The organism is Halomicrobium sp. HArcht3-1 (genome assembly GCF_058933345.1).
In genome coordinates this window covers 537,475-554,950 of the sequence record NZ_JBZYDM010000001.1, presented here as the reverse complement: position 1 = coordinate 554,950, position 17,476 = coordinate 537,475, and the positions used below count along the sequence as shown (strand labels likewise).

Annotated in this window: 24 protein-coding genes and 1 pseudogene; 15 read left to right on the top strand and 10 right to left on the bottom strand. The window is 56.8% G+C overall.

Going from position 1 to position 17,476, the window contains the following annotated elements; genetic code table 11:
• Window positions 1-331: pseudogene (locus AC5FRW_RS03010) on the bottom strand (IS5/IS1182 family transposase); the annotation flags it as partial.
• 430 nt (window positions 332-761) lie between these two features.
• Between AC5FRW_RS03010 and AC5FRW_RS03005 the strand changes: the two are divergent.
• Window positions 762-1,802, top strand: a complete 1,041-nt coding sequence (locus AC5FRW_RS03005) for a Cdc6/Cdc18 family protein (RefSeq protein WP_493566938.1) — start codon at window positions 762-764, stop codon at window positions 1,800-1,802.
• A 206-nt stretch (window positions 1,803-2,008) separates the two neighbouring features.
• Here AC5FRW_RS03005 and AC5FRW_RS03000 read toward each other — a convergent pair whose 3' ends face one another.
• Window positions 2,009-2,416 carry a DUF7344 domain-containing protein gene (locus AC5FRW_RS03000; RefSeq protein WP_493566937.1) on the bottom strand — a complete coding sequence of 136 codons (408 nt, stop codon included), beginning with the start codon at window positions 2,414-2,416 and terminating at the stop codon, window positions 2,009-2,011.
• A 67-nt stretch (window positions 2,417-2,483) separates the two neighbouring features.
• On the bottom strand, window positions 2,484-3,140 hold the full coding sequence (locus AC5FRW_RS02995) for a helix-turn-helix domain-containing protein (protein WP_493566936.1): 657 nt from the start codon (window positions 3,138-3,140) through the stop codon (window positions 2,484-2,486).
• A 195-nt stretch (window positions 3,141-3,335) separates the two neighbouring features.
• On the opposite strand from AC5FRW_RS02995, the gene AC5FRW_RS02990 reads away from it, so the two are divergent.
• From AC5FRW_RS02990 to AC5FRW_RS02945, 10 genes are all read left to right on the top strand, one after another.
• On the top strand, window positions 3,336-3,980 hold the full coding sequence (locus AC5FRW_RS02990; protein ID WP_493566935.1) for a helix-turn-helix domain-containing protein: 645 nt from the start codon (window positions 3,336-3,338) through the stop codon (window positions 3,978-3,980).
• 110 nt (window positions 3,981-4,090) lie between these two features.
• On the top strand, window positions 4,091-4,414 hold the full coding sequence (locus AC5FRW_RS02985; protein WP_493566934.1) for a HalOD1 output domain-containing protein: 324 nt from the start codon (window positions 4,091-4,093) through the stop codon (window positions 4,412-4,414).
• Window positions 4,411-4,596, top strand: a complete 186-nt coding sequence (locus AC5FRW_RS02980; RefSeq protein WP_493566933.1) for a hypothetical protein — start codon at window positions 4,411-4,413, stop codon at window positions 4,594-4,596. Before AC5FRW_RS02985 ends, AC5FRW_RS02980 begins: the two co-directional genes overlap by 4 nt.
• 449 nt (window positions 4,597-5,045) lie before the next feature.
• Window positions 5,046-5,324, top strand: coding sequence for a hypothetical protein (locus tag AC5FRW_RS02975; RefSeq protein WP_493566932.1), 279 nt, complete (start codon window positions 5,046-5,048; stop codon window positions 5,322-5,324).
• On the top strand, window positions 5,321-6,016 hold the full coding sequence (locus tag AC5FRW_RS02970; RefSeq protein ID WP_493566931.1) for a hypothetical protein: 696 nt from the start codon (window positions 5,321-5,323) through the stop codon (window positions 6,014-6,016). The genes AC5FRW_RS02975 and AC5FRW_RS02970 overlap by 4 nt, the downstream gene beginning before the upstream one ends.
• Window positions 6,016-6,270 carry a DUF8156 family protein gene (locus AC5FRW_RS02965; RefSeq protein ID WP_493566930.1) on the top strand — a complete coding sequence of 85 codons (255 nt, stop codon included), beginning with the start codon at window positions 6,016-6,018 and terminating at the stop codon, window positions 6,268-6,270. Before AC5FRW_RS02970 ends, AC5FRW_RS02965 begins: the two co-directional genes overlap by 1 nt.
• A complete protein-coding gene (locus AC5FRW_RS02960; RefSeq protein WP_493566929.1) occupies window positions 6,258-8,369 on the top strand; it encodes a type B DNA-directed DNA polymerase in 2,112 nt (703 codons plus the stop codon). The genes AC5FRW_RS02965 and AC5FRW_RS02960 overlap by 13 nt, the downstream gene beginning before the upstream one ends.
• 49 nt (window positions 8,370-8,418) lie before the next feature.
• The gene (locus AC5FRW_RS02955) at window positions 8,419-9,414 is read left to right on the top strand and encodes a Cdc6/Cdc18 family protein (protein WP_493566928.1); all 996 of its coding nucleotides are present in this window, start codon (window positions 8,419-8,421) and stop codon (window positions 9,412-9,414) included.
• 164 nt (window positions 9,415-9,578) lie between these two features.
• Entirely contained in the window at window positions 9,579-9,710 is a 132-nt protein-coding gene (locus AC5FRW_RS02950; protein WP_493566927.1) for a hypothetical protein, read from the top strand.
• A gap of 2 nt (window positions 9,711-9,712) precedes the next feature.
• On the top strand, window positions 9,713-10,507 hold the full coding sequence (locus tag AC5FRW_RS02945; RefSeq protein ID WP_493566926.1) for a DNA adenine methylase: 795 nt from the start codon (window positions 9,713-9,715) through the stop codon (window positions 10,505-10,507).
• A gap of 2 nt (window positions 10,508-10,509) precedes the next feature.
• Here AC5FRW_RS02945 and AC5FRW_RS02940 read toward each other — a convergent pair whose 3' ends face one another.
• From AC5FRW_RS02940 to AC5FRW_RS02920, 5 genes are all read right to left on the bottom strand, one after another.
• Complete coding sequence (locus AC5FRW_RS02940; protein WP_493566925.1) at window positions 10,510-10,758, bottom strand: type II toxin-antitoxin system HicA family toxin; 249 nt, start codon at window positions 10,756-10,758, stop codon at window positions 10,510-10,512.
• A 3-nt stretch (window positions 10,759-10,761) separates the two neighbouring features.
• Complete coding sequence (locus tag AC5FRW_RS02935; RefSeq protein WP_493566924.1) at window positions 10,762-11,055, bottom strand: type II toxin-antitoxin system HicB family antitoxin; 294 nt, start codon at window positions 11,053-11,055, stop codon at window positions 10,762-10,764.
• A 76-nt stretch (window positions 11,056-11,131) separates the two neighbouring features.
• On the bottom strand, window positions 11,132-11,371 hold the full coding sequence (locus tag AC5FRW_RS02930; protein ID WP_493566923.1) for an antitoxin VapB family protein: 240 nt from the start codon (window positions 11,369-11,371) through the stop codon (window positions 11,132-11,134).
• Between the two features lie 43 nt (window positions 11,372-11,414).
• Window positions 11,415-11,687: a type II toxin-antitoxin system HicB family antitoxin gene (locus AC5FRW_RS02925; RefSeq protein WP_493566922.1), complete on the bottom strand. Its 273-nt coding sequence runs from the start codon at window positions 11,685-11,687 to the stop codon at window positions 11,415-11,417.
• A gap of 139 nt (window positions 11,688-11,826) precedes the next feature.
• Window positions 11,827-12,225, bottom strand: a complete 399-nt coding sequence (locus AC5FRW_RS02920; protein WP_493566921.1) for a hypothetical protein — start codon at window positions 12,223-12,225, stop codon at window positions 11,827-11,829.
• 60 nt (window positions 12,226-12,285) lie between these two features.
• On the opposite strand from AC5FRW_RS02920, the gene AC5FRW_RS02915 reads away from it, so the two are divergent.
• Window positions 12,286-12,870 (top strand): GNAT family N-acetyltransferase, encoded by a 585-nt coding sequence (locus AC5FRW_RS02915; protein ID WP_493566920.1) that lies wholly within the window; start codon window positions 12,286-12,288, stop codon window positions 12,868-12,870.
• Between the two features lie 154 nt (window positions 12,871-13,024).
• Window positions 13,025-14,329 (top strand): restriction endonuclease, encoded by a 1,305-nt coding sequence (locus tag AC5FRW_RS02910; RefSeq protein WP_493566919.1) that lies wholly within the window; start codon window positions 13,025-13,027, stop codon window positions 14,327-14,329.
• Window positions 14,330-14,459: 130 nt separating this feature from the next.
• Here AC5FRW_RS02910 and tmk read toward each other — a convergent pair whose 3' ends face one another.
• Both tmk and AC5FRW_RS02900 read right to left on the bottom strand, forming a co-directional pair.
• Window positions 14,460-15,026: a dTMP kinase gene (tmk, locus tag AC5FRW_RS02905; RefSeq protein ID WP_493566918.1), complete on the bottom strand. Its 567-nt coding sequence runs from the start codon at window positions 15,024-15,026 to the stop codon at window positions 14,460-14,462.
• 72 nt (window positions 15,027-15,098) lie between these two features.
• The gene (locus AC5FRW_RS02900) at window positions 15,099-16,094 is read right to left on the bottom strand and encodes a nucleotide kinase domain-containing protein (protein WP_493566917.1); all 996 of its coding nucleotides are present in this window, start codon (window positions 16,092-16,094) and stop codon (window positions 15,099-15,101) included.
• Window positions 16,095-16,232: 138 nt separating this feature from the next.
• On the opposite strand from AC5FRW_RS02900, the gene AC5FRW_RS02895 reads away from it, so the two are divergent.
• Window positions 16,233-16,808, top strand: coding sequence for a hypothetical protein (locus AC5FRW_RS02895; RefSeq protein WP_493566916.1), 576 nt, complete (start codon window positions 16,233-16,235; stop codon window positions 16,806-16,808).
• 4 nt (window positions 16,809-16,812) lie between these two features.
• The gene (locus AC5FRW_RS02890; RefSeq protein ID WP_493566915.1) at window positions 16,813-17,460 is read left to right on the top strand and encodes a hypothetical protein; all 648 of its coding nucleotides are present in this window, start codon (window positions 16,813-16,815) and stop codon (window positions 17,458-17,460) included.
• Window positions 17,461-17,476: the final 16 nt, after the last annotated feature.

Sequence of the window (17,476 nt, the reverse complement as noted above, 5' to 3'; positions counted from 1 at the left end):
GCTCGCCGGGATCGCAGGCGGTCGCTGACCGACGGAGCAGTTGCCGCCAGATCCGGGTTGGCACCCGCTCGAACGACCGCCACAGCGTCGAGGGTGCCGGGAATGCCGCTCGCGCCAACTGCAACAGGCCACGAACGCGATCCATCTCACTCGCCCAATCGACGATTTCGCGGTACGTCGCGTCCATGTGAATCCGCAAAAAGTGCAGCGTCAGGTGCTTCCAATCCGCAAATCCGTTGCCAGCCGGGTCACTCACCACCGCCGTGGGGCTGGCGGCACAGCGCTTTTGAGCTAGCGATGCGGCTTGCTTAACGAAGCGGAAGAGTGGCATTGGTACATTCACTCTTTCCGCTTCGCTTCCACCTTCAGAGCGACGCTATCCTGCCGCCATCTGCGGATTCAACAGAGCAGATTTGTGTAAGAAGCCGCTGCTCAGTTTGATCACTGCGGTTAGTTTGTACCGCTGGTCGACGAGTTCAGGTCGTCAGATGTATGCAACCCGTCCGCAATCTACATAGTGAGGATTCACAAAAGTAACATCACTCATATTTCCCGTCGTTGCTACTGCTATGTCTCCTCTGCAGTTTCCACAAACGAATTCCATTCCTCAACAGTATATATAAATAGACCTAGAAGTTGTTTAGTAGATCGTCAGAAGTACTGCGATGTCAGTCACTGTTGAACAAAATCGATGAGAGATTTACTTTCACTTTCACTGCGGACGGCTCGCCATTTAGTCTCCACACCGTGATCGTCTACCCATGATTGCCGACGCTCGTGCTCTCCGGCCCGAACAACTACCGCGCGATCTCCACCATCGCGACGGCCAGATCGACCATCTCTCATCAGTTCTCGATTCGACCGGTTCCACGCGCTCCGAGGACGTGTGTATCTACGGTCCCTCTGGGGCGGGCAAGACGACGATCGCGAAGTACACGCTCGGCCTTTTGGAGCGCGAAGTACTCGACGTTCGGTGGGGCTACGTCAACTGCATGGCCGAATCTTCGCCGGCTGCTGCCCTCCACGAACTACTTCGTGATGCAGGACTCGGGGCCGATCTTCGTCGGGAAGGGACCCACAAGGCCGACGCACTGAATCGGCTTCGTGAGCACGACGATCAGATCATCTGCATCATCGACGAGGTCGACGTGCTCGACGATCCGTCGCTGTTGCTCTCGCTCTATCAAATCCCCCACGTCGCTCAGATACCGATCACTACCAAACAAGACGAGTGGCTTGCCGGACTCGACTCCCGCGTCGAAACGCGTTTCCGACGAGCGGAGAGCTTGCATTTGGAGAAGTACAGCCACCGCGAACTGGTCGATATCCTCGACGCCCGGGTCGTCCACGGCCTGATCTCAGCCCGCGTCGCCGACAACGCCGTCGAACACATCGCTGATCTGGCCGCTGGCAACGCACGAAGTGGGGTCGCTCTCCTGAGGCGCGCTGCGAAGCACGTCGAAAAGAACGATCTGAATGAACTGACCACCGAGGTCGTCGACGCGATCGTCGAGGACGCCGAGGCGGACCTCCGCGAGCGTCGGATTCGCTCGCTCGGGACACACAAGCGACTGCTGTACGAGATCGTCCGCGAAGCGGGCGAGATCGACAGCGGCACCCTCCATGCCCGATATGAGGATCGATCCCTCTCACCGAAGGCGAGATCGACACGCCGGAAGTACCTGAAGAGCCTCCGACGGTACAACCTGATCGCATCAGATGGAACAGGCCGATCGACAACCTACCACCACGTCGAGCCAGACGGAACGATCCGGTCAGCCGCCACGAACAGGGTGTCATAGAACAGACCTCATAGCCGCTCACTGTTCAGTAGAGGGAATACACATCTCCCTCAGCGATTGAACTACCTGGTACCGGTCAATACTGTCGTGCGAGATTCAGAGTGTGGACATTTCCATACTTCTCACTCGTCGAAGAATGGTCGTCCTGCTAGATGAATAAGATGAGTTCGAAACAGGTGCTAATCATCCTCGATACTGCACCTCTTTCACTCGTTGGCATCGCGTGACCCGACCAGTGTCAGGAGATCCTGTTCCAGTTCACCGCCAACAAACTGGACGTGGCCCGTTTCAGTCTCGTAGTCGATTATCCCAGCCTCCTCCAGTTTTGGGAGATGCGTATGGTGAAGTGCGATCTGGACACGTTGTCGACGTTCGTCGGATACTCGCGCTGCGTCCTCGTCTCGAATCCTATCTGCAACGCAGTCGACGAGCGCATCGTATTCCAATGTCTTGTTGGATGCGCTGTTCAGTGAGGCGAGGATAGCCCGTCGGTGTTCGCTCCCGACGGCCGACAGAATGGTATCGGAGGAAATCGGTCGCTCTCGTTTTGCAGGCATGGAAAAATCGTCGACTCCCTCCAGATCAGTTACCTCTCGCTCTACATTCTCATCCATACTCACATAGCGGAGCCCCAGCTGTCTGGTTCTATCCCATGATACACAAAGGAACGTGCCGATCCACTTACGCCTCGGATTCGGGGGTGAGGAGTGCATGCCGTGTGAACGCACCGATGGCGCGACGTAAGCGCTCTGTCACTGCTTGATCAGATATCCCGAGTTCGTCTGCGAGTTCCTCGGTCGTACAGCCTCGTGGAATGTCGTAGTAACCCATTTCAACGGCAAGTATCAGCGCATCTCGTTGTAACTCACTCAACCCGTACCACGGACCAACTCCGGGGCTCGTGGGATTGTATACCCGGATAAGCTCCAGCGATATGTGCGCGTCCTCGCAACACGTCTGATACTGACTCAACGCCTCACGGTGGGAGAACCGAATCTCGAAGTCCCACCCTTCAGCTGTTCCGGTCGCACTCAGAATTTGCCCCTCACTGTCCAAGATACACCGAAAGAGATGATCCTGGCTCGCATCCCAATCGAGTCTGAATAGCGTCCGCTCTTCGAACACGTCCACCTCCGTGACGCTGTTGACAGTCGGATAGCGTTCGACGACATCGAGAAACGCGTTTTCGACCGGTTCGTAGACCCAGAAGAGCGGCACGGTAACGTCTCCACTCGGAACGAGCGTTTCGAGTTCGATCGCCGACGCCCTATCAAGATCGAGTATCTGCCCGAGTTCGAAGTCGTCGGGTGGAATTCGAAACTCCGCAATCACACTCATGCTCTCTTGTGAGAGTAGGTTGGGTAAGGTCCTCCAAAAGGAGATGGCATGGTGCACCATGGCCGAACAACATTCAGTCAGCCCTCTCTGCTCGCGGAATGCGGTATTCTATTTTCTGACCGTGTTTTGGCTCTGTCTCGAAGCCATGATACACCAGCCACGTCGATTATCCGCTTGTCGGACGAAGACTCCCACATGGCGACCGTCATGGAGTTTACGAGTCCAGCAGCGGAGTTTCCACTGGGCAGCGTCTTCGAGAATCTGCCGGGAGTGACAGTCGAACTGGAGCGACTGATTCCACACGAGACGCTGATCATCCCGTACTTCTGGGTGCGTGGCGTTGAAATCGAGGACATCGAAGCCGCGTTCGACCCACACCCTGGCGTGACGGACATCCGATTGATCGATAGCGTCGAGGACGAGTATCTCATGCGTGCAGAGTGGGAACAAGAGTACTTTGGCGTTCTCAGTGCCCTGGCCAGGGCCAACGTCGCCGTGCTCACTGGGGTCGGAACGAAAGACAAGTGGCGATTCGAAGTGCGCGGAGAGGATCAGGAAGCAATCGCCGAGTTTCGAGAGTACTGCCAGGAAAACGACATCCCTATAGAGATCACCGCTGTCCACGCAATGCTTCCGATACAGGGGGAGGGCTACGAGTTGACTGAAGCCCAGCGTGAAGCGTTGGTATTGGCGTACGAGCGCGGCTACTTCGACAGCCCGCGCGAGGCATCGCTCGAAGAGATCGCCGACGAGCTCGGCATCACCCAGCAGTCGCTTTCGTCACGACTCCGACGCGGGCATCGACGCCTCATTGGAGCGACGTTAGCCGATTCGATGTGACCGTTCTGGTAGACGCTACATTTAAACCTCCTGTATTATCAGTAGCCCTGTTCAACCGATTCAGACCGCTAGTATAGGTAGAAATGAATGTAGTTGTGTCTGGAGTCAGTGTGGAATCAGTCGAGTATCAGCAGGACTGTGAGACGGTTCGTACCCAGTTTGATCAGGAGAAGACACCCGCAAGCATGGCTGTTATCGCAACGCTGGCAGAAGTGATGGATGTAGACCCAACTGAACTGGACCCGCTCTATTCTACGATTGACCCAGACGCGTTGGATGCACTCGTCCGCATTCGCACCGGGACGGACGGAGATGTCCACGTTACCTTCACGCACGAGGATCACGCGATAACCGTGTACAGCTACGGTGTGGTCAGTATCACACCCGGACACGAACCAACAGCGGAGAATTACGGGAGGAACGCGGGAAGATGACGTCTGAGGAGACTCCCATCACCTCGAAAGCGGAATTGAACACCGAGCTAAAGGCACTCCTTTTCAGGGCTTATGAGAACGGACTCGATGTAGAAGGCGCATTCGAATGCCGGAATGGAGTCGAACATCCTGACTGGGACGTTGTCGTCACTGAGGTCGAAAAGAAAGAGCACTCGGAGTGACCAACTACGAGGAAATCCGGGAAGGGGCAGGTAATCACTTCACTGCTGAATGCGCGCTGTACATTCATACGACTGGCTGTACGTCTGTGAACGATTTCGCCATCCAGGGTGGCGAAGATCTTTACGAAGTCACAGCCGGCAGTATCAGCAAGACTCTCTCAAGATCCACGCGGATTGGAAAATTCTCTGCCGGTCAATACGCACACCTACTGAACGGATGTTTCACCGCAGAATATGGGGAAATCAATGCGTTGTGAAGCGTTGTATACCACCCTCGCCACGAACACTACATAGCGCGTTTCCGTTCGTCTTCCGTTCATCGCTCGTTCTCGTCCTCTTCGAGAGCTCTGGACATATCTTTCCGCCCGAAGTTGCGCTGATATAGGCCGATTTCCGTTACCGTTCGGTCCCGCTGTAGACCTTTTACGTATCGTTGTCAACCGACGAGTATGTCGAAAACACCGACGCGACGACCGGATCAGACTGTCAGTGAGAAGATCGGCGGCGACAAGGTCACTGTCCAGCTCTATAGCGAGCATCGCGACTGGGAAGCGGTGATCGTGGTGAAACGAGGCGACGATCGCTGGACGCTCGGGATCGACGACGAGGCAGTCGCCCACGTCGAGGAGACGACGGCCGCGGTGATCGACCTGGACGGCGAGGTCGACGCTCCAGACTGGGTCGAGCAGGTGCTGCTCGGGATGGAAATCGACAGAATCGAAGCATGACGTGCCACCACCGTACGTCGGAATCCAGACCCGATCAGGCACTGCCCGAACTGGATTCCGGCCTAACCCTGCTCGAAACGTCTCATCCCCACTCGACGGCACTGCACCAGCTAGCACTCGACACGATCCAGCAGGTCAACGGCGTCGCGTACTGGGTCGATGCTCGGAACACCAGTTCCTCGTTCACGCTCCACGAGGTTGCACCGCATCGACGGCTCCTAGAGCGGCTACGGCTCGCCAGGGGCTTCACCGCTTATCAGCATTTCATGCTGATCCGGCGGGTCGTCAACAGAGCTTCCGCACGGACCGGGTGCATTGTCGTCCCCAATATGGCGTCGCTGTACCGGGACGACGACGTGCCGGATCACGAGGCGACGGCGATGCTCGACGCGGTGCTGGCCGCGCTTGCAGAGGTGGCCGACGTGTACGACATCCCGGTTCTCGTGACCGATACCGCGGACGATGGCCTTACTGAACAGGTCGCGTCGGAGGTCGCGACCTCGTACGAATGTGAGCGGACAAAGTTGGGCCACCGCTTCGTCGGTGAGGACTACGAGACGACGGTCTACTGGGAGGACGGGTACTGGCAGACCACCATCCCGTACTGGGTCGACTTGCTCGGTGTCGCCGAAGAGCAGGCCGACACGGAGGGGATCGGCCCGATCACCCCGGCCACGCTGGGAGGTGCCTGATGGGGCGAACGAACCCTACCTATCGGGACTTCCTCGGTCGGTTCGAGGATCGCTGTCAGCCGTTCCGGCGGGCGCTCCGACGGGAGGCAAAGCCGGCCTATGATCGGGTGTTCGAGCACGCCCAGCAACACGCCGACGCCGCCGGCTATCTGAACAGTACCGATCCCGAGCTGGCGGTGCTCTTCTCCGTGCTGGTCGCCCAGCAGCGGGAGATTCAGGAACTCCGTGCCGAGGTGGAGAAATGCCGCTCCTGACCTGCGAGTTCAGAGACGACGGCGTTCGGGAGTGGCACGTCACTGCCGACGGGATCGAGCGGCGAGTCAATCCTGACTACGAGCCCGCTCTCTTTGTCGCGGGCGATACCCTCGACGGCCTCAGAGAGTCACTGCAGGCTGATCCGAAAGTCACCAGCACGCGGTACGAGGACTGGTTCACGTCTCTCGGCGAAGACGAGCGGTCGACGGTCCTCCGTGTCGGTCTTGAGCGGGTGACGGAGGCCCGAACACTGGCACACGAGATTCGTCGCCTCCACGAGATCGGCGAGTTTCACCCCGGCGTGTTCCGGCTGTACAACGTCGATCTCGCGCCGCAATTCCGCTACTGCGTCGAGACTGGCACCTCGCCAGTGCCTGACCAGGACCTGCGTGTCACACATCTCCGTCTCTCCGAGACGGCACTCAGAGACGAGGACGTGACTGATCTGACTGTCGACGGTGATCCGCTCGGAGACGATCCCGGATCGGTCCTCACGGCGCTCGACGAGCGACTGCGGGCCATGGACCCCGATGTACTCTGTTGCTCAACCGCGCGAATCGTTCCGTTCTGTCACGAGCAGGCACAGGACCGCGGTCTCGATGACTTCCGTCTCGGTCGGGCCGACGGTTACGAGCAGTTGGCTGGGGCCAGTACCTACGAGAGTTACGGGCAGGTCGGTCACTCGCCAGCCCGGTACCGTGTTCCGGGCCGAGCCGTCGTCGACGAGGCGAACTCGTTTCTCCTGGACGAATCCGGTATCCCCGGCCTGCTCGACCTCGTCGAGCGGTCGTGGCGACCGTTGCAGGAGACCGCGTGGGGGTCGATCGGGACGATCCTGACAGCGATTCAGGTGCGGCTGGCACTTGAGCGCGATGTGCTGATCCCGTGGAACAAGTGGGAGCCCGAGCAGTTCAAGACGGTCAGCACGCTCCACGAGGCTGACCGTGGCGGGTTCACCTTCGCGCCGGATGTAGGAATTCACGAGGACGTTGTGCAGGTCGATTTCGGGTCGCTCTACCCGAACATCATGTGCGAGTACAACATCAGCCCGGAGACGGTCTGCTGTGACTGCCACGATTCCGATGACGTGCCCGGCATCGGGTACAGCATCTGCGACCGAGAGGGATTCATCCCTGACGTACTCCGGCCGATCATCGACGATCGCGATGAGATAAAAGGGGCGATCGCGTCGACGAACGATCCCGAGCGCAAGCAGAACCTACAGGCTCGGTCTGATGCGCTGAAGTGGATTCTGGTCAGTTGCTTCGGTTATCAGGGGTATCGAAACGCCAAGTTCGGCCGCATCGAGTGCCACGAGGCAATCAACGCCTACGCCCGAGAGATTCTGCTGGACGCCAAGGAGACGCTGGAAGCGGGTGGCTGGCGGGTGGTTCACGGCATCGTCGACTCGCTGTGGGTGCAGCCCGTCGACGGCGAGGAGCAGACACCCATCTCGGAGTTGTGCGAGCGGATCTCCGCCGAGGAGTCCATCCCGCTGGAGTTCGAGGACCGCTACGACTGGATTTGTTTCGTCCCGCTGGCCGACTCCGAGGCCGGCGCGCTGACGAAGTACTTCGGCCGGGTCGCTGGTGAGGACGAGATCGTGACGAAAGGGATCGAGGCGGTCCAGCGGAGTACCCCGACGTTCATCGAAGCGTTGCAGCGGGAACTGATCTGGACGCTCGACCGCGAGCGATCGCCCGAGGCCGTCTGTGAACGGTTATGCCGCGGCATTCGAGCCATCGAGGCTGAACGCCCAGAGCCAGCAGACCTCCTGATCAGAAAGCGCGTCTCGAAATCGGTGGGGGAGTACTCCCAGCGGACCCAAACCGTCGCTGCGCTCCGGCGGGCGAAGAATCAGGGTCTCGCCCGCCATCCCGGTCAGGATGTCGAGTATCTGGTCGTCGACGACAGTCGGCGGTCGAAAGAGCGCGTCCAGTTGGCTCACGAGTCGCTCGGTCAATATGATACCGAGTTCTACCGTGAGCTGGCTCTCCGGGCCGGTGAGAGTGTGCTTCGGCCGCTGGGATGGGATCGGTCGGACTATCGGCGCTACGTTAGCGGAATCACGACGCTCTCTCTGGAGGGATTTCGGTGAACAGTCAACAGAAGGACTGGGTCAGTCGGTCGATCGTGACGGGTGAGCAATGATCACCAACGCAGAGGTCTTCCGACCGGCGTATACACCACGAGACCTGCACCACCGTGAGGGACAACTCAATCACCTCTCGTCAGTTCTCGACCCGATGAGGGTCGGTCGCCCCGCGGATGTCTGTGTCGTCGGTCCCAGTGGTGCGGGAAAGACAACGATCGCGAAGTACACGCTCAGCCAGTTAGAGCAGGAGGTACTGAATCTACGCTGGGCGTACGTCAACTGCATGGCAGACAACACGCCTGCAGCGGTTCTCTTCGAGATCGTTCGCGAGATCGGTCTCGGTGCCGACATCAAGCGCGAAGGAACTGCGTCATCGGAGGCCGTGCGCCGTCTGCGTGAGTGTGACGATCACATCATCGTGTTCCTCGACGAGGCCGGGTCGCTTGAGGAACAGCCGCTGCTCGCTCTCTGGAACGTCCCGAACGTCTCGCTCGTCTGCATCACGATCGACGAGAACGAGTGGTTCACAGAACTCAGCGCGAAGGCGAAATCTCGGATTCAGAGCGCCGAAACTGTTCGGATGAACAGGTACAGCCACAGCGAACTGGTCGACATCCTCGACGGTCGTGCTGATCACGGACTGGTCAGTTCGCGCCTCGCAGACGGTGTCATCGACTACATCGCAGACCTGGCCGCTGGCGACGCTCGCCACGCGATCGCACTCCTTCGACAGGCCGCCCTCCACGTCGAGCGACACGAGTGCCAGCAGCTCACCAGGCCAGTCGTGGACGCCGTCGCCGACGATGCCGCGAGTGAAATCCGGGATCGGGACATCCGGTCACTGGGGTCGCATCATCGTCTCTTGCTACGGATCATCCGCGATGCTGGCGAGATCGACAGCAGGACCCTCCACGCCCGCTACGAAGACCGCGCCCAGTCGCCGAAGGCACGGTCGACTCGTCGACGGTATCTGCGTACCCTGGTCCGGTCGGATCTGATCGAACGCGACGGGAGTACGCAGGATAGTCGATACCGAGCGCTCTGTTGATCGCGAGGTCCGCCGTTTCGGTCACATTCGGTCACTGTTCGGTCAGCCCGCATCGACCGTTTCAGCGCCTGATTTGGCACAATTGATCGATATCGGTGGTTGTCGGACCGATTCGGTCACCCGCCCGCCCCAGCCCTTTTACCACACGTCTAGTCGATGTAGACATGTCGCGCTCACAGCGGCCCGAGCAGGTGGCCAGCAAGCGAATCAGCGACGAGGACGTGCTCGTCCGGGTGTCCCGTTCCGACCCAGCGTTCGCCGCTCGGATGGAGATCGAGGCTCGGGAGGGTGCCTGACGATGCCTGACGCCGTCTTTCCGTTCCCCGGTGGGAAGAGTCGCCTCGCGTCGTGGATTCTCGATCAGGTTCCCCAGCACGAGTGTTTCGTCGAAGTCTTCGGTGGCGCTGCCGGCGTCCTGGCGAACAAAGATCCCGACACGAGTACCGTGGAGGTGTACAACGATCTCGACGAGGATCTGGTGCACTTCTTCGAGGTGCTCCGAGAGCAGCCCGACGAGCTGGTGCAGTGGCTCTCCTCGGTGCCGTACTCGCGTGCGGTTCATTCGGACTGGGCCGAGTCGTTCTATCAGGGCTATCGTCCGAAGGACGACGTGAAACGAGCCGGCCAGTTCTTCTACCTCCGATACGCTCAGTGGGGCAGTGCGTACGACGCCTACAACGGTTTCGCAACGAGCAAGGTCTCGAATCAGGCGCTCAGCTTCGCAAACAAGATCGATCGCCTCCGGGAGTTCGCCGACCGGTTCGACGAGGTGGTAATCGAGAATCTTCACTGGCGTGACCTGGTCGACAAGTACGACAGCGAGGAGACGGTGTTCTACTTCGATCCGCCCTACGTCGGCACTGAGGACTACTACCCGACCAGCGAGATCGATCACGAAGAACTGCTCGACGCGCTCGGTGATCTGGACGGCTACGGTATCTGCTCGTATCAGGAGCTACCCGAAGGCAGTGAGGATCTGGCGGTGGTAGCCCGTGACAGCAAGAACTACATCAACAGCGGGACGAGCGGTTCGGCGAACGAGACGCGTGAGCGATTGCTACTGAATTTCGGTCCATCATCGGTCGATTCCTGAGGTTACGAGTTCCGGTCGATCCACTCACAGAAGGCTGTGAAGTCTTCCGCACCGGACTGATCAGCGATGTTCCGCAGGGTCCCAGTATGGACACTGTCGTGCATCGGGACGCTGACGACACGGATATCGTCCTCGTTCGTGGGGTGTTCGTAACGGAGCTTGACGTGGCTCCCTGTTCGGTCGACGACATGGAATCGGTTACGCGTGAGCGCCTTCACGATCTCACGACCGGAGAAATCTGTCCGCGGCATCGACTACTGCATGAAATCCGGAAGTTCGTCGTTGTCCTCGCGCGCCGACTCAACCTCATCGGGATCGATCCCCAGCTCCCGGAGCACTTCGCGCTCCTCTTCTGGCGTATCGATCGATTCGCCCTCGCCACGGTGAAGCGCGAGTGCATCGTCAAGCATCTCCAAGGCGTGCTCGCGGCTATCGCCCTGTGTCGTGACGCCCGTCTCGACGTGAGTGATCACCCAGCCGCCGTCTTCGCGCCACATCCGAATCTCGTCTTCGTGGTCGTTGTTGGGGTCACGAGTCGAACTGGCCATATCTCGAATAGTGCAATAAGTGGCATAAGCGTTCGGCTGCCCGTGCATCAGATCGATCACGGCGACCTGTCGCGTATCATGTCTCCTCGAACCGGTCGACCAGTTCGGCGCGGTCTTCGTCGTCAACAGCATCAATGTCGTCGATCGCTTCGCGGAACGCATCGACTTCCTTGTCCGAGAGAATGCCGGCGATCTCCAGCAGCGATGGCCCGCAAACGAGTCGCTCGATAGCCTCCGAGACGGTCTCGTCTTCGTGCTTTCGCGCTCGGATCGCCTCGTATACGTCTTCGTCGAGGCTGACCTCCTTCCGTCCCATCTCTCAAAACGAGCGGCTCCGGTCCAGAAAACAGTATCGCCCGTTACTTGAGTACGTCCGGCAGTTCGCCGCCCTGTGAGCGTGCTGTCTCCGGATCAACGCCGAGGTCGCGAAGTTCCTCATCGGTCGGTTCGTGCCCCGCTTCGCCCTTGTGGAGGGCGACCGCTTCATCGAGCATCTCCAGGGCGTGCTCGCGGGTCTTCCCCTGGGTGGTGACGCCGGTCTCTACGTCGGTGATCACCCACCAGTCGTCCTCACGCCACATCCGAATCTCGTCCTCGCGATCGTTGCTCGGGTCACGAGTCGACTCACTCATTATCGTCGTTGTGCGAGATCAGCAGTATAAGGATTCGGCCCAGATAGATCGGTTCGCAGCGTCTCGACGGTCCGAACCACGCACAGCGAGAGCGGGCTTGCCGCAGTGACGCACGGTCTCGGAATCCAGTACGTGACCCTCAATCGAGCAGGGCATACAGCGTGTCACGAAGCTGGTCATCGGGTGTGTAACTGTCGCGATTCGCCTCCTGGAACTCGCGCCGTTGTCGTTCTGTGACTGCAACGAAGTCGACGCCAGAATACACACCGCGATGCTCGCTGGCGGTCACCGAGATCCCGTGGTCGTACGCGACGCGGACGTTCTCATCCGGCGCGAACTCCTCGGCCAGATACTCCGGCGGGAACACCGTCTCGACGAAGGACTGCTCTTCCGTCTTCGTTTCCCCACCCCAGGTACTCAGGATGATCGGGTCGTCGTGGACCGCATCTCTCCCCACGTCGATAATGTACACGTCACCGGACATGTCCACGTGACCGGTGATATAGTCCAGTCCACCCGTGAGAGCGTCCTCGGACATGCGATGACCTACGCTCGTGACAGCGTATAAGAGTGCGTGCCCACAAACTGCTCTAACGCAATGGGCGGTCTGGACGACCCGCCTGACATCCCACCGCGGCTCGACGTTCGCCTGCTCAAATCGTACGACCAGCGCTCCGTGACAGACCTCTGGTCCCGTCGGACCGGGATGGCGCTCGCGAATTCACTCGAGCAGGTCTTCGACGACGAGAGTGCCGCGTACGGGCTCGTCATCACCGAGGTCGAGACGATCATCGGCTTCGGCATCGTCCACGTGTTTCCCCCGGCCGGTGTTGCGGACTATCTCCTGGCCGACAAAGCGTCGCTGCCGATCGGCGAGCAAAACGCCGTGATCCACGCGGTGGGGGTCACCGAAGAGTGGGAAGGTCGCGGTGTCGGTAGTGCGCTGCTGTACTCGCTCCTGGATCTGGTCTGTGAGGCGCATGCTCCCGATGTCGCGTTCGGCAATGCGTGGCTCCGCGATCAGCAGCCGGATTCCGCGACGCTGTTTGAGAAGTATGGCTTCGAACGGGTCACGACCGTCGAGAACGCCTTCCAGCAGTCGGATGGTGAGCGTACCTGTCCCGATTGCGCACCCGAGCCATGTACGTGTTCAAGTGCGATCTACGCAAAAGAGCTGCCGTGATCCGGGGCTCGTGTTTGCGAGGATTCGGTGTTGGTCGGTACCGGAGACTGCAGTGTGCCAGTGCTGCCTGGACGCTCAGTCTTCTGCTGTCGCCACTTCTCGCCTGTTGTCACAACGCGCGGTTTTATCTCCTTGATCGTTCTGCGGGCTAGAAATGACGGGGATCGTGATCTTCACCGCGGGACGGGAGGACGCCTATCAGGACTACCGTCGCTCGGTACAGGACGGCTACGAGCAAGCGGAACTGGACGAGTTTCTGCCCGAGGACTTCACCGCACGGGCGAGCGACGACGAGCCAGTCCGGGTCTGGGGAACCTCGGTCGCGAACAAGTGGCAGCGGGTCTCACAGGGCGACATCGTGCTGGTGTACCGCGAGGGCGGCTTCATCGCACAGGCTCGTGTGCTGTCGAAACGCGACGACCTGGAACTGGCCGAGCACCTCTATGATCTGGAGGGCAATCCGTGGGACCTGGACAACCCATGGCAGTACCTCACCTTCTTCACCGACTTCGAGGAGATCGACATCGACGTGGAGCCGTTCAACGACCTCGTCGGCTACGAGCGAGGCTACCGGCCCCAGGGATTCACTCGCGTCGCGGACAATCGGATCGACCGTGTTGCGGAGGCGTACGAGTCAGTCGAGACGGCCGTCAACGAACTGACCGACTCCGGGTCGCGGGTGCATATCGTCGACGATGGTGGGGACGATGGCGGTGGCGAAGCAGAGGGGGACTTCGGCGAGCGCCTCGTCGCGGCCAGCGAGAACGGCGACGCCTACGACGAGTTCGAGCAGCTGGTCGCCGAAGCATTTTCGCGGCTCGGGTTCGACGCCCAGTGGATCGAGGGCGGTGACGACACGGACGTACAGCTGACCGAGCCGGTCGAGGCGATCGTCGAGGTCAAGGCCCGCGGCAACGGCCAGCTTCAGTCGCCGGATGCCAGCCGGATTCGCGGGCATCAGGAAAGTCGTGGGGCTGAATACGCCGTCGTCGTCGCGCCAGGGTTCACGCCCGCTGCGATCGACGACGCGAACCGGGACGGACTGGTGCTCGTGAGTGCTGACAAGCTTCGGGGACTGGTCGAACGACACGAGCAGGTCGGGCTACGGCCGGAATTCGTCGCGGAGGTGCTGTTTGACGCGGGTGCCTTCCAGGACGACCGACTGGACGAGATCGACGAGCGTATCGCGGACCGACGGGCCGCTGCCAGTGAACTGGTGTCGGTGATGAAAGCGCTGGAGCGCGGTGCGGGTGCGTACACTGCCGGGGAATTGCGTCACGTGCTGACCGGGATGTTGGATGGTGGGGTCCCGGACGAGGAGCGGATTCGGTCGTCGCTGGTTCTGTTGGCCCATCCGAGTCTCGGGATCGTGGAGGCGGGTGAAGACGGGTATGAACTGACGACGACGGCCGAGCAAGGGGTTGAGATGCTGGAGCGGTTTGGGGCAATAATTGAATAGAGACTTACGGTATAACTCTCGGCTAACATGATCGAATTCGAAGTACTCAATTTGCAACTGTGGTGAATGAACTGCTGGCTGGAATCTAATATCATTTTGTGGGGTAATTCTTCAAGGAACTCAGATTCAATTAGGGACTTGATAGGACTCTCTTAACCTCATTCAGAACCTCTTGCCTTGGTCTATCAGCGGACAGGAAATGTACCTCATCTCTATCTCCAAAAGCATCTTTATATACGGATCGTACTTGAGAGAGAAATTCAATCTTCTCGAACTTATCTTTCGATTCTTCTTTTCTGTCTAAAGCGACCTCTGCAGGTAGGTCTAAAACAATGACTTGAGTTGGTTCGATGGTCCAGTCTCGGTGAAAATCCAGTATCTCTTTTGGCGAAAAATCCGACTGAACGGCCTGATAGGCAACTCTTGAATGATAATATCGGTCCATGACGACGCTCCCCGTCTGAAGCTCAGATTTCAATTTAGTTTGTTGATTTGCGTGAGCAGCCATGTGAAGGAATAGGTCACAAGCCGGTTCGACATCCTCGTTCAAACCTCTGCGTGCTACTTTGCCCACCCAAGAGTCCTCTGGCTGGGTCATATAGGTATAGCCGCGATCTTCACAGATGTGTTCACAGACAGTTGTTTTGCCAGCTCCATCAATTCCCTCAATAACAGCAAACTGGTCACTGGACTCCATAACTCAACCACATTCATGACATATATAATTCTACTGTCCCTTAATTCGTAGACTGTTCACGTAACAGAATACCTATTCAACGTCAAGAGAAATTCTTGGCGCAGCCTCATAGATTGATCTTAGCTCTTCTGTGGAGCGCCCCTCAGAATTCCTAAATCTACGTCTTGCCCTACCCTCCGAATTGAGGATTTTGTCGTATTTGTAAAATTCACACAAACAATTCTGGATATCTGCGAGAGAGAGTTCTATTTGAGAGCCAGACTCGTCAGATAGATAGGGAAATTCAAGGCCTAACCGATCAAATTCTGCTTGCTGATTTTCTCTGAGCCAACTCATTATTTTGAGATCATCAACTTGGGTAGATTCCTTGATTAGGCGTTTGATCCCCTTCTGAGCCCCGGGTCCAGGTGACGACCAGTCATCAGGCGAAAACGGAAGAACCGATTGGCCGCTATAGCAGTCTACAGGATACAGAAGATCAACGAGAACTTGATAGGAGAGAAAGTTTCCAAACCCTTGTTGTGACCGTATCTTTTTGTAAGCTTGCTTGGCAGACTCGGTCGACAACAGTTCGCTAAAGAAGGATTGGTTGGAAGCAATTTGATTGAACAGTACTGCGATATTTTCAACCTTATCGGATGATCCCATCTGATTATATCCAGCTACCATGTAGGCTCCAGTAAATACTGTTTCATTTTCCACGTCTCTTCGGTGCTTGAGGCTATCCTCAAACTCTTCCTTATCAAAGTCGGCTATAGGTTGAAATCCAATATCTTCATGGGTTTCGAGTCGTCCAATCAAACGGTACATCATGATATTAAATATCTTATCTTCACGGGATGCATCTCTTTCTAAGATATTCTGAATTGCGTATTGTGTTCCCGGATCTAACTGTCGATATATGTTGGTAAATCTATTATTTTGTAATATCTGATCATCTGTCCATGGTGGTGATTTATTTTCGATAACTCGGCGATGCCAGACGTTTTGACGCTTATGTATAAATTTCCAAAACAGATCAAGTGACTCTGTATTGAATTCACTCCGAATTTCGTCAGGGGTCAACATGGATTCCGACATAAATGTTATGCTATAATGAGCCTCTGGGCGACATTTGAATCTTACGGGAACGACAGAATCTTATCTGGAACTATTGGCTAATGTGTAGAAGGATTAATTACTATGCATCCACACGAACCCAGATACATGAGTGGATCAATCGATCTAATTGAGCTCCAAAAACGTCAGCACGACCATGACCGAGAGCATCACCAAGATATTTTCAATACATCTTATCCCGACAGGATGAATCATTACGTTTTGCACTTCTCAAAATACGTAGGACGACTTTCTGAGCAAAATTCTAATGATCAGGAGGTAACTAAGCATCTTGAGAAAACTCTAGCAGATAGTTTCATTGTTGCGTTAGCTGCCGCTAATACCCTAAATTTAGACATTCACCAACAGATTCAAGCACGCCATGGGATCGATGCCAAGACCACAAAACGACTTGCTGAAGAATTGAATTACTTAGATAAAATGGATAGCACAAAAGAAGTCCGGGGATGGCTCTTCACCAACTTAGCTGTGCCTGCTGGTGAAATGGCAAACGCAATGGAATCACTTGATCATATGGAACCCATGGCTGTCCGTCAAGTTCTCGAAGAAGAAACCATGAATATTGTTGAAGATCTTCTGATCGCATCGGATTTGATCAGTGTAGATTTGGGATCTTTGCTTGAAGAACGATGGAACGAGATCGAAGAAGAATCAATTTTATAACTCAGTGACGCTCGCAGATCATAAAACAAAATCCGCGCTTGAGAGGCTCTTGCCCCATGTAGAGGTAACGGGGGGCTCCTTCTCCAATGACCTACCTCCATTGGATCAGCTTTCTGCTAAAAGGGCCAGATTAAAACTTCGGGCTGCCCGAGCTGAGGCTCGCAAAACAGCACTAACCGATCTAACAGATCACTTTGATTCTGGAGAGCAGTATCCGATCAAGGAGACAGCAGAAGGATATAGAGAATGGCCGGAAGGGTACACAGGGAGCCTAACGCATAAAGGTCCAATTCTGCTCGCTGCAGTAGTCGAAAGTCGATTTACAGAGTCACTCGGAATTGATCTTGAATTTAACAGTGAGGGGGGCAAAGGGCTCTCCCATGTGGTGAATGAAGGAGAAAATCCAGATCATATAGGTTCTAAACCTACAGCTTTAGGTATATTCTCAACTAAAGAGTCAGTCTACAAATCATATTATCCATTCATGGAGTCTGATCTTGGTTTCGATGATGTACAAATCAAATGGACAGAGTCATCTGCATTCCTCGACCGTGGTATTGCTATATGTCCTGATTCTACAGAGTTTAAGATACAATGCCTCTATCTTGACGAGTGGATTGTGTCCGCTGCACAATTAGAAGGCAATAAATAAAGTCACTCGGTGGTTT

Bases quoted from the DNA above. Each gene is read 5' to 3' on its own strand.
- AC5FRW_RS03005 (WP_493566938.1), top strand. From the start codon at position 762: ATGATTGCCGACGCTCGTGCTCTCCGGCCCGAACAACTACCGCGCGAT.
- AC5FRW_RS03000 (WP_493566937.1), bottom strand. From the start codon at position 2,416: ATGGATGAGAATGTAGAGCGAGAGGTAACTGATCTGGAGGGAGTCGAC.
- AC5FRW_RS02995 (WP_493566936.1), bottom strand. From the start codon at position 3,140: ATGAGTGTGATTGCGGAGTTTCGAATTCCACCCGACGACTTCGAACTC.
- AC5FRW_RS02990 (WP_493566935.1), top strand. From the start codon at position 3,336: ATGGCGACCGTCATGGAGTTTACGAGTCCAGCAGCGGAGTTTCCACTG.
- AC5FRW_RS02980 (WP_493566933.1), top strand. From the start codon at position 4,411: ATGACGTCTGAGGAGACTCCCATCACCTCGAAAGCGGAATTGAACACC.
- AC5FRW_RS02975 (WP_493566932.1), top strand. From the start codon at position 5,046: ATGTCGAAAACACCGACGCGACGACCGGATCAGACTGTCAGTGAGAAG.
- AC5FRW_RS02970 (WP_493566931.1), top strand. From the start codon at position 5,321: ATGACGTGCCACCACCGTACGTCGGAATCCAGACCCGATCAGGCACTG.
- AC5FRW_RS02965 (WP_493566930.1), top strand. From the start codon at position 6,016: ATGGGGCGAACGAACCCTACCTATCGGGACTTCCTCGGTCGGTTCGAG.
- AC5FRW_RS02960 (WP_493566929.1), top strand. From the start codon at position 6,258: ATGCCGCTCCTGACCTGCGAGTTCAGAGACGACGGCGTTCGGGAGTGG.
- AC5FRW_RS02955 (WP_493566928.1), top strand. From the start codon at position 8,419: ATGATCACCAACGCAGAGGTCTTCCGACCGGCGTATACACCACGAGAC.
- AC5FRW_RS02950 (WP_493566927.1), top strand. From the start codon at position 9,579: ATGTCGCGCTCACAGCGGCCCGAGCAGGTGGCCAGCAAGCGAATCAGC.
- AC5FRW_RS02945 (WP_493566926.1), top strand. From the start codon at position 9,713: ATGCCTGACGCCGTCTTTCCGTTCCCCGGTGGGAAGAGTCGCCTCGCG.
- AC5FRW_RS02940 (WP_493566925.1), bottom strand. From the start codon at position 10,758: ATGCCGCGGACAGATTTCTCCGGTCGTGAGATCGTGAAGGCGCTCACG.
- AC5FRW_RS02935 (WP_493566924.1), bottom strand. From the start codon at position 11,055: ATGGCCAGTTCGACTCGTGACCCCAACAACGACCACGAAGACGAGATT.
- AC5FRW_RS02930 (WP_493566923.1), bottom strand. From the start codon at position 11,371: ATGGGACGGAAGGAGGTCAGCCTCGACGAAGACGTATACGAGGCGATC.
- AC5FRW_RS02925 (WP_493566922.1), bottom strand. From the start codon at position 11,687: ATGAGTGAGTCGACTCGTGACCCGAGCAACGATCGCGAGGACGAGATT.
- AC5FRW_RS02920 (WP_493566921.1), bottom strand. From the start codon at position 12,225: ATGTCCGAGGACGCTCTCACGGGTGGACTGGACTATATCACCGGTCAC.
- AC5FRW_RS02915 (WP_493566920.1), top strand. From the start codon at position 12,286: ATGGGCGGTCTGGACGACCCGCCTGACATCCCACCGCGGCTCGACGTT.
- AC5FRW_RS02910 (WP_493566919.1), top strand. From the start codon at position 13,025: ATGACGGGGATCGTGATCTTCACCGCGGGACGGGAGGACGCCTATCAG.
- tmk (WP_493566918.1), bottom strand. From the start codon at position 15,026: ATGGAGTCCAGTGACCAGTTTGCTGTTATTGAGGGAATTGATGGAGCT.
- AC5FRW_RS02900 (WP_493566917.1), bottom strand. From the start codon at position 16,094: ATGTTGACCCCTGACGAAATTCGGAGTGAATTCAATACAGAGTCACTT.
- AC5FRW_RS02895 (WP_493566916.1), top strand. From the start codon at position 16,233: ATGAGTGGATCAATCGATCTAATTGAGCTCCAAAAACGTCAGCACGAC.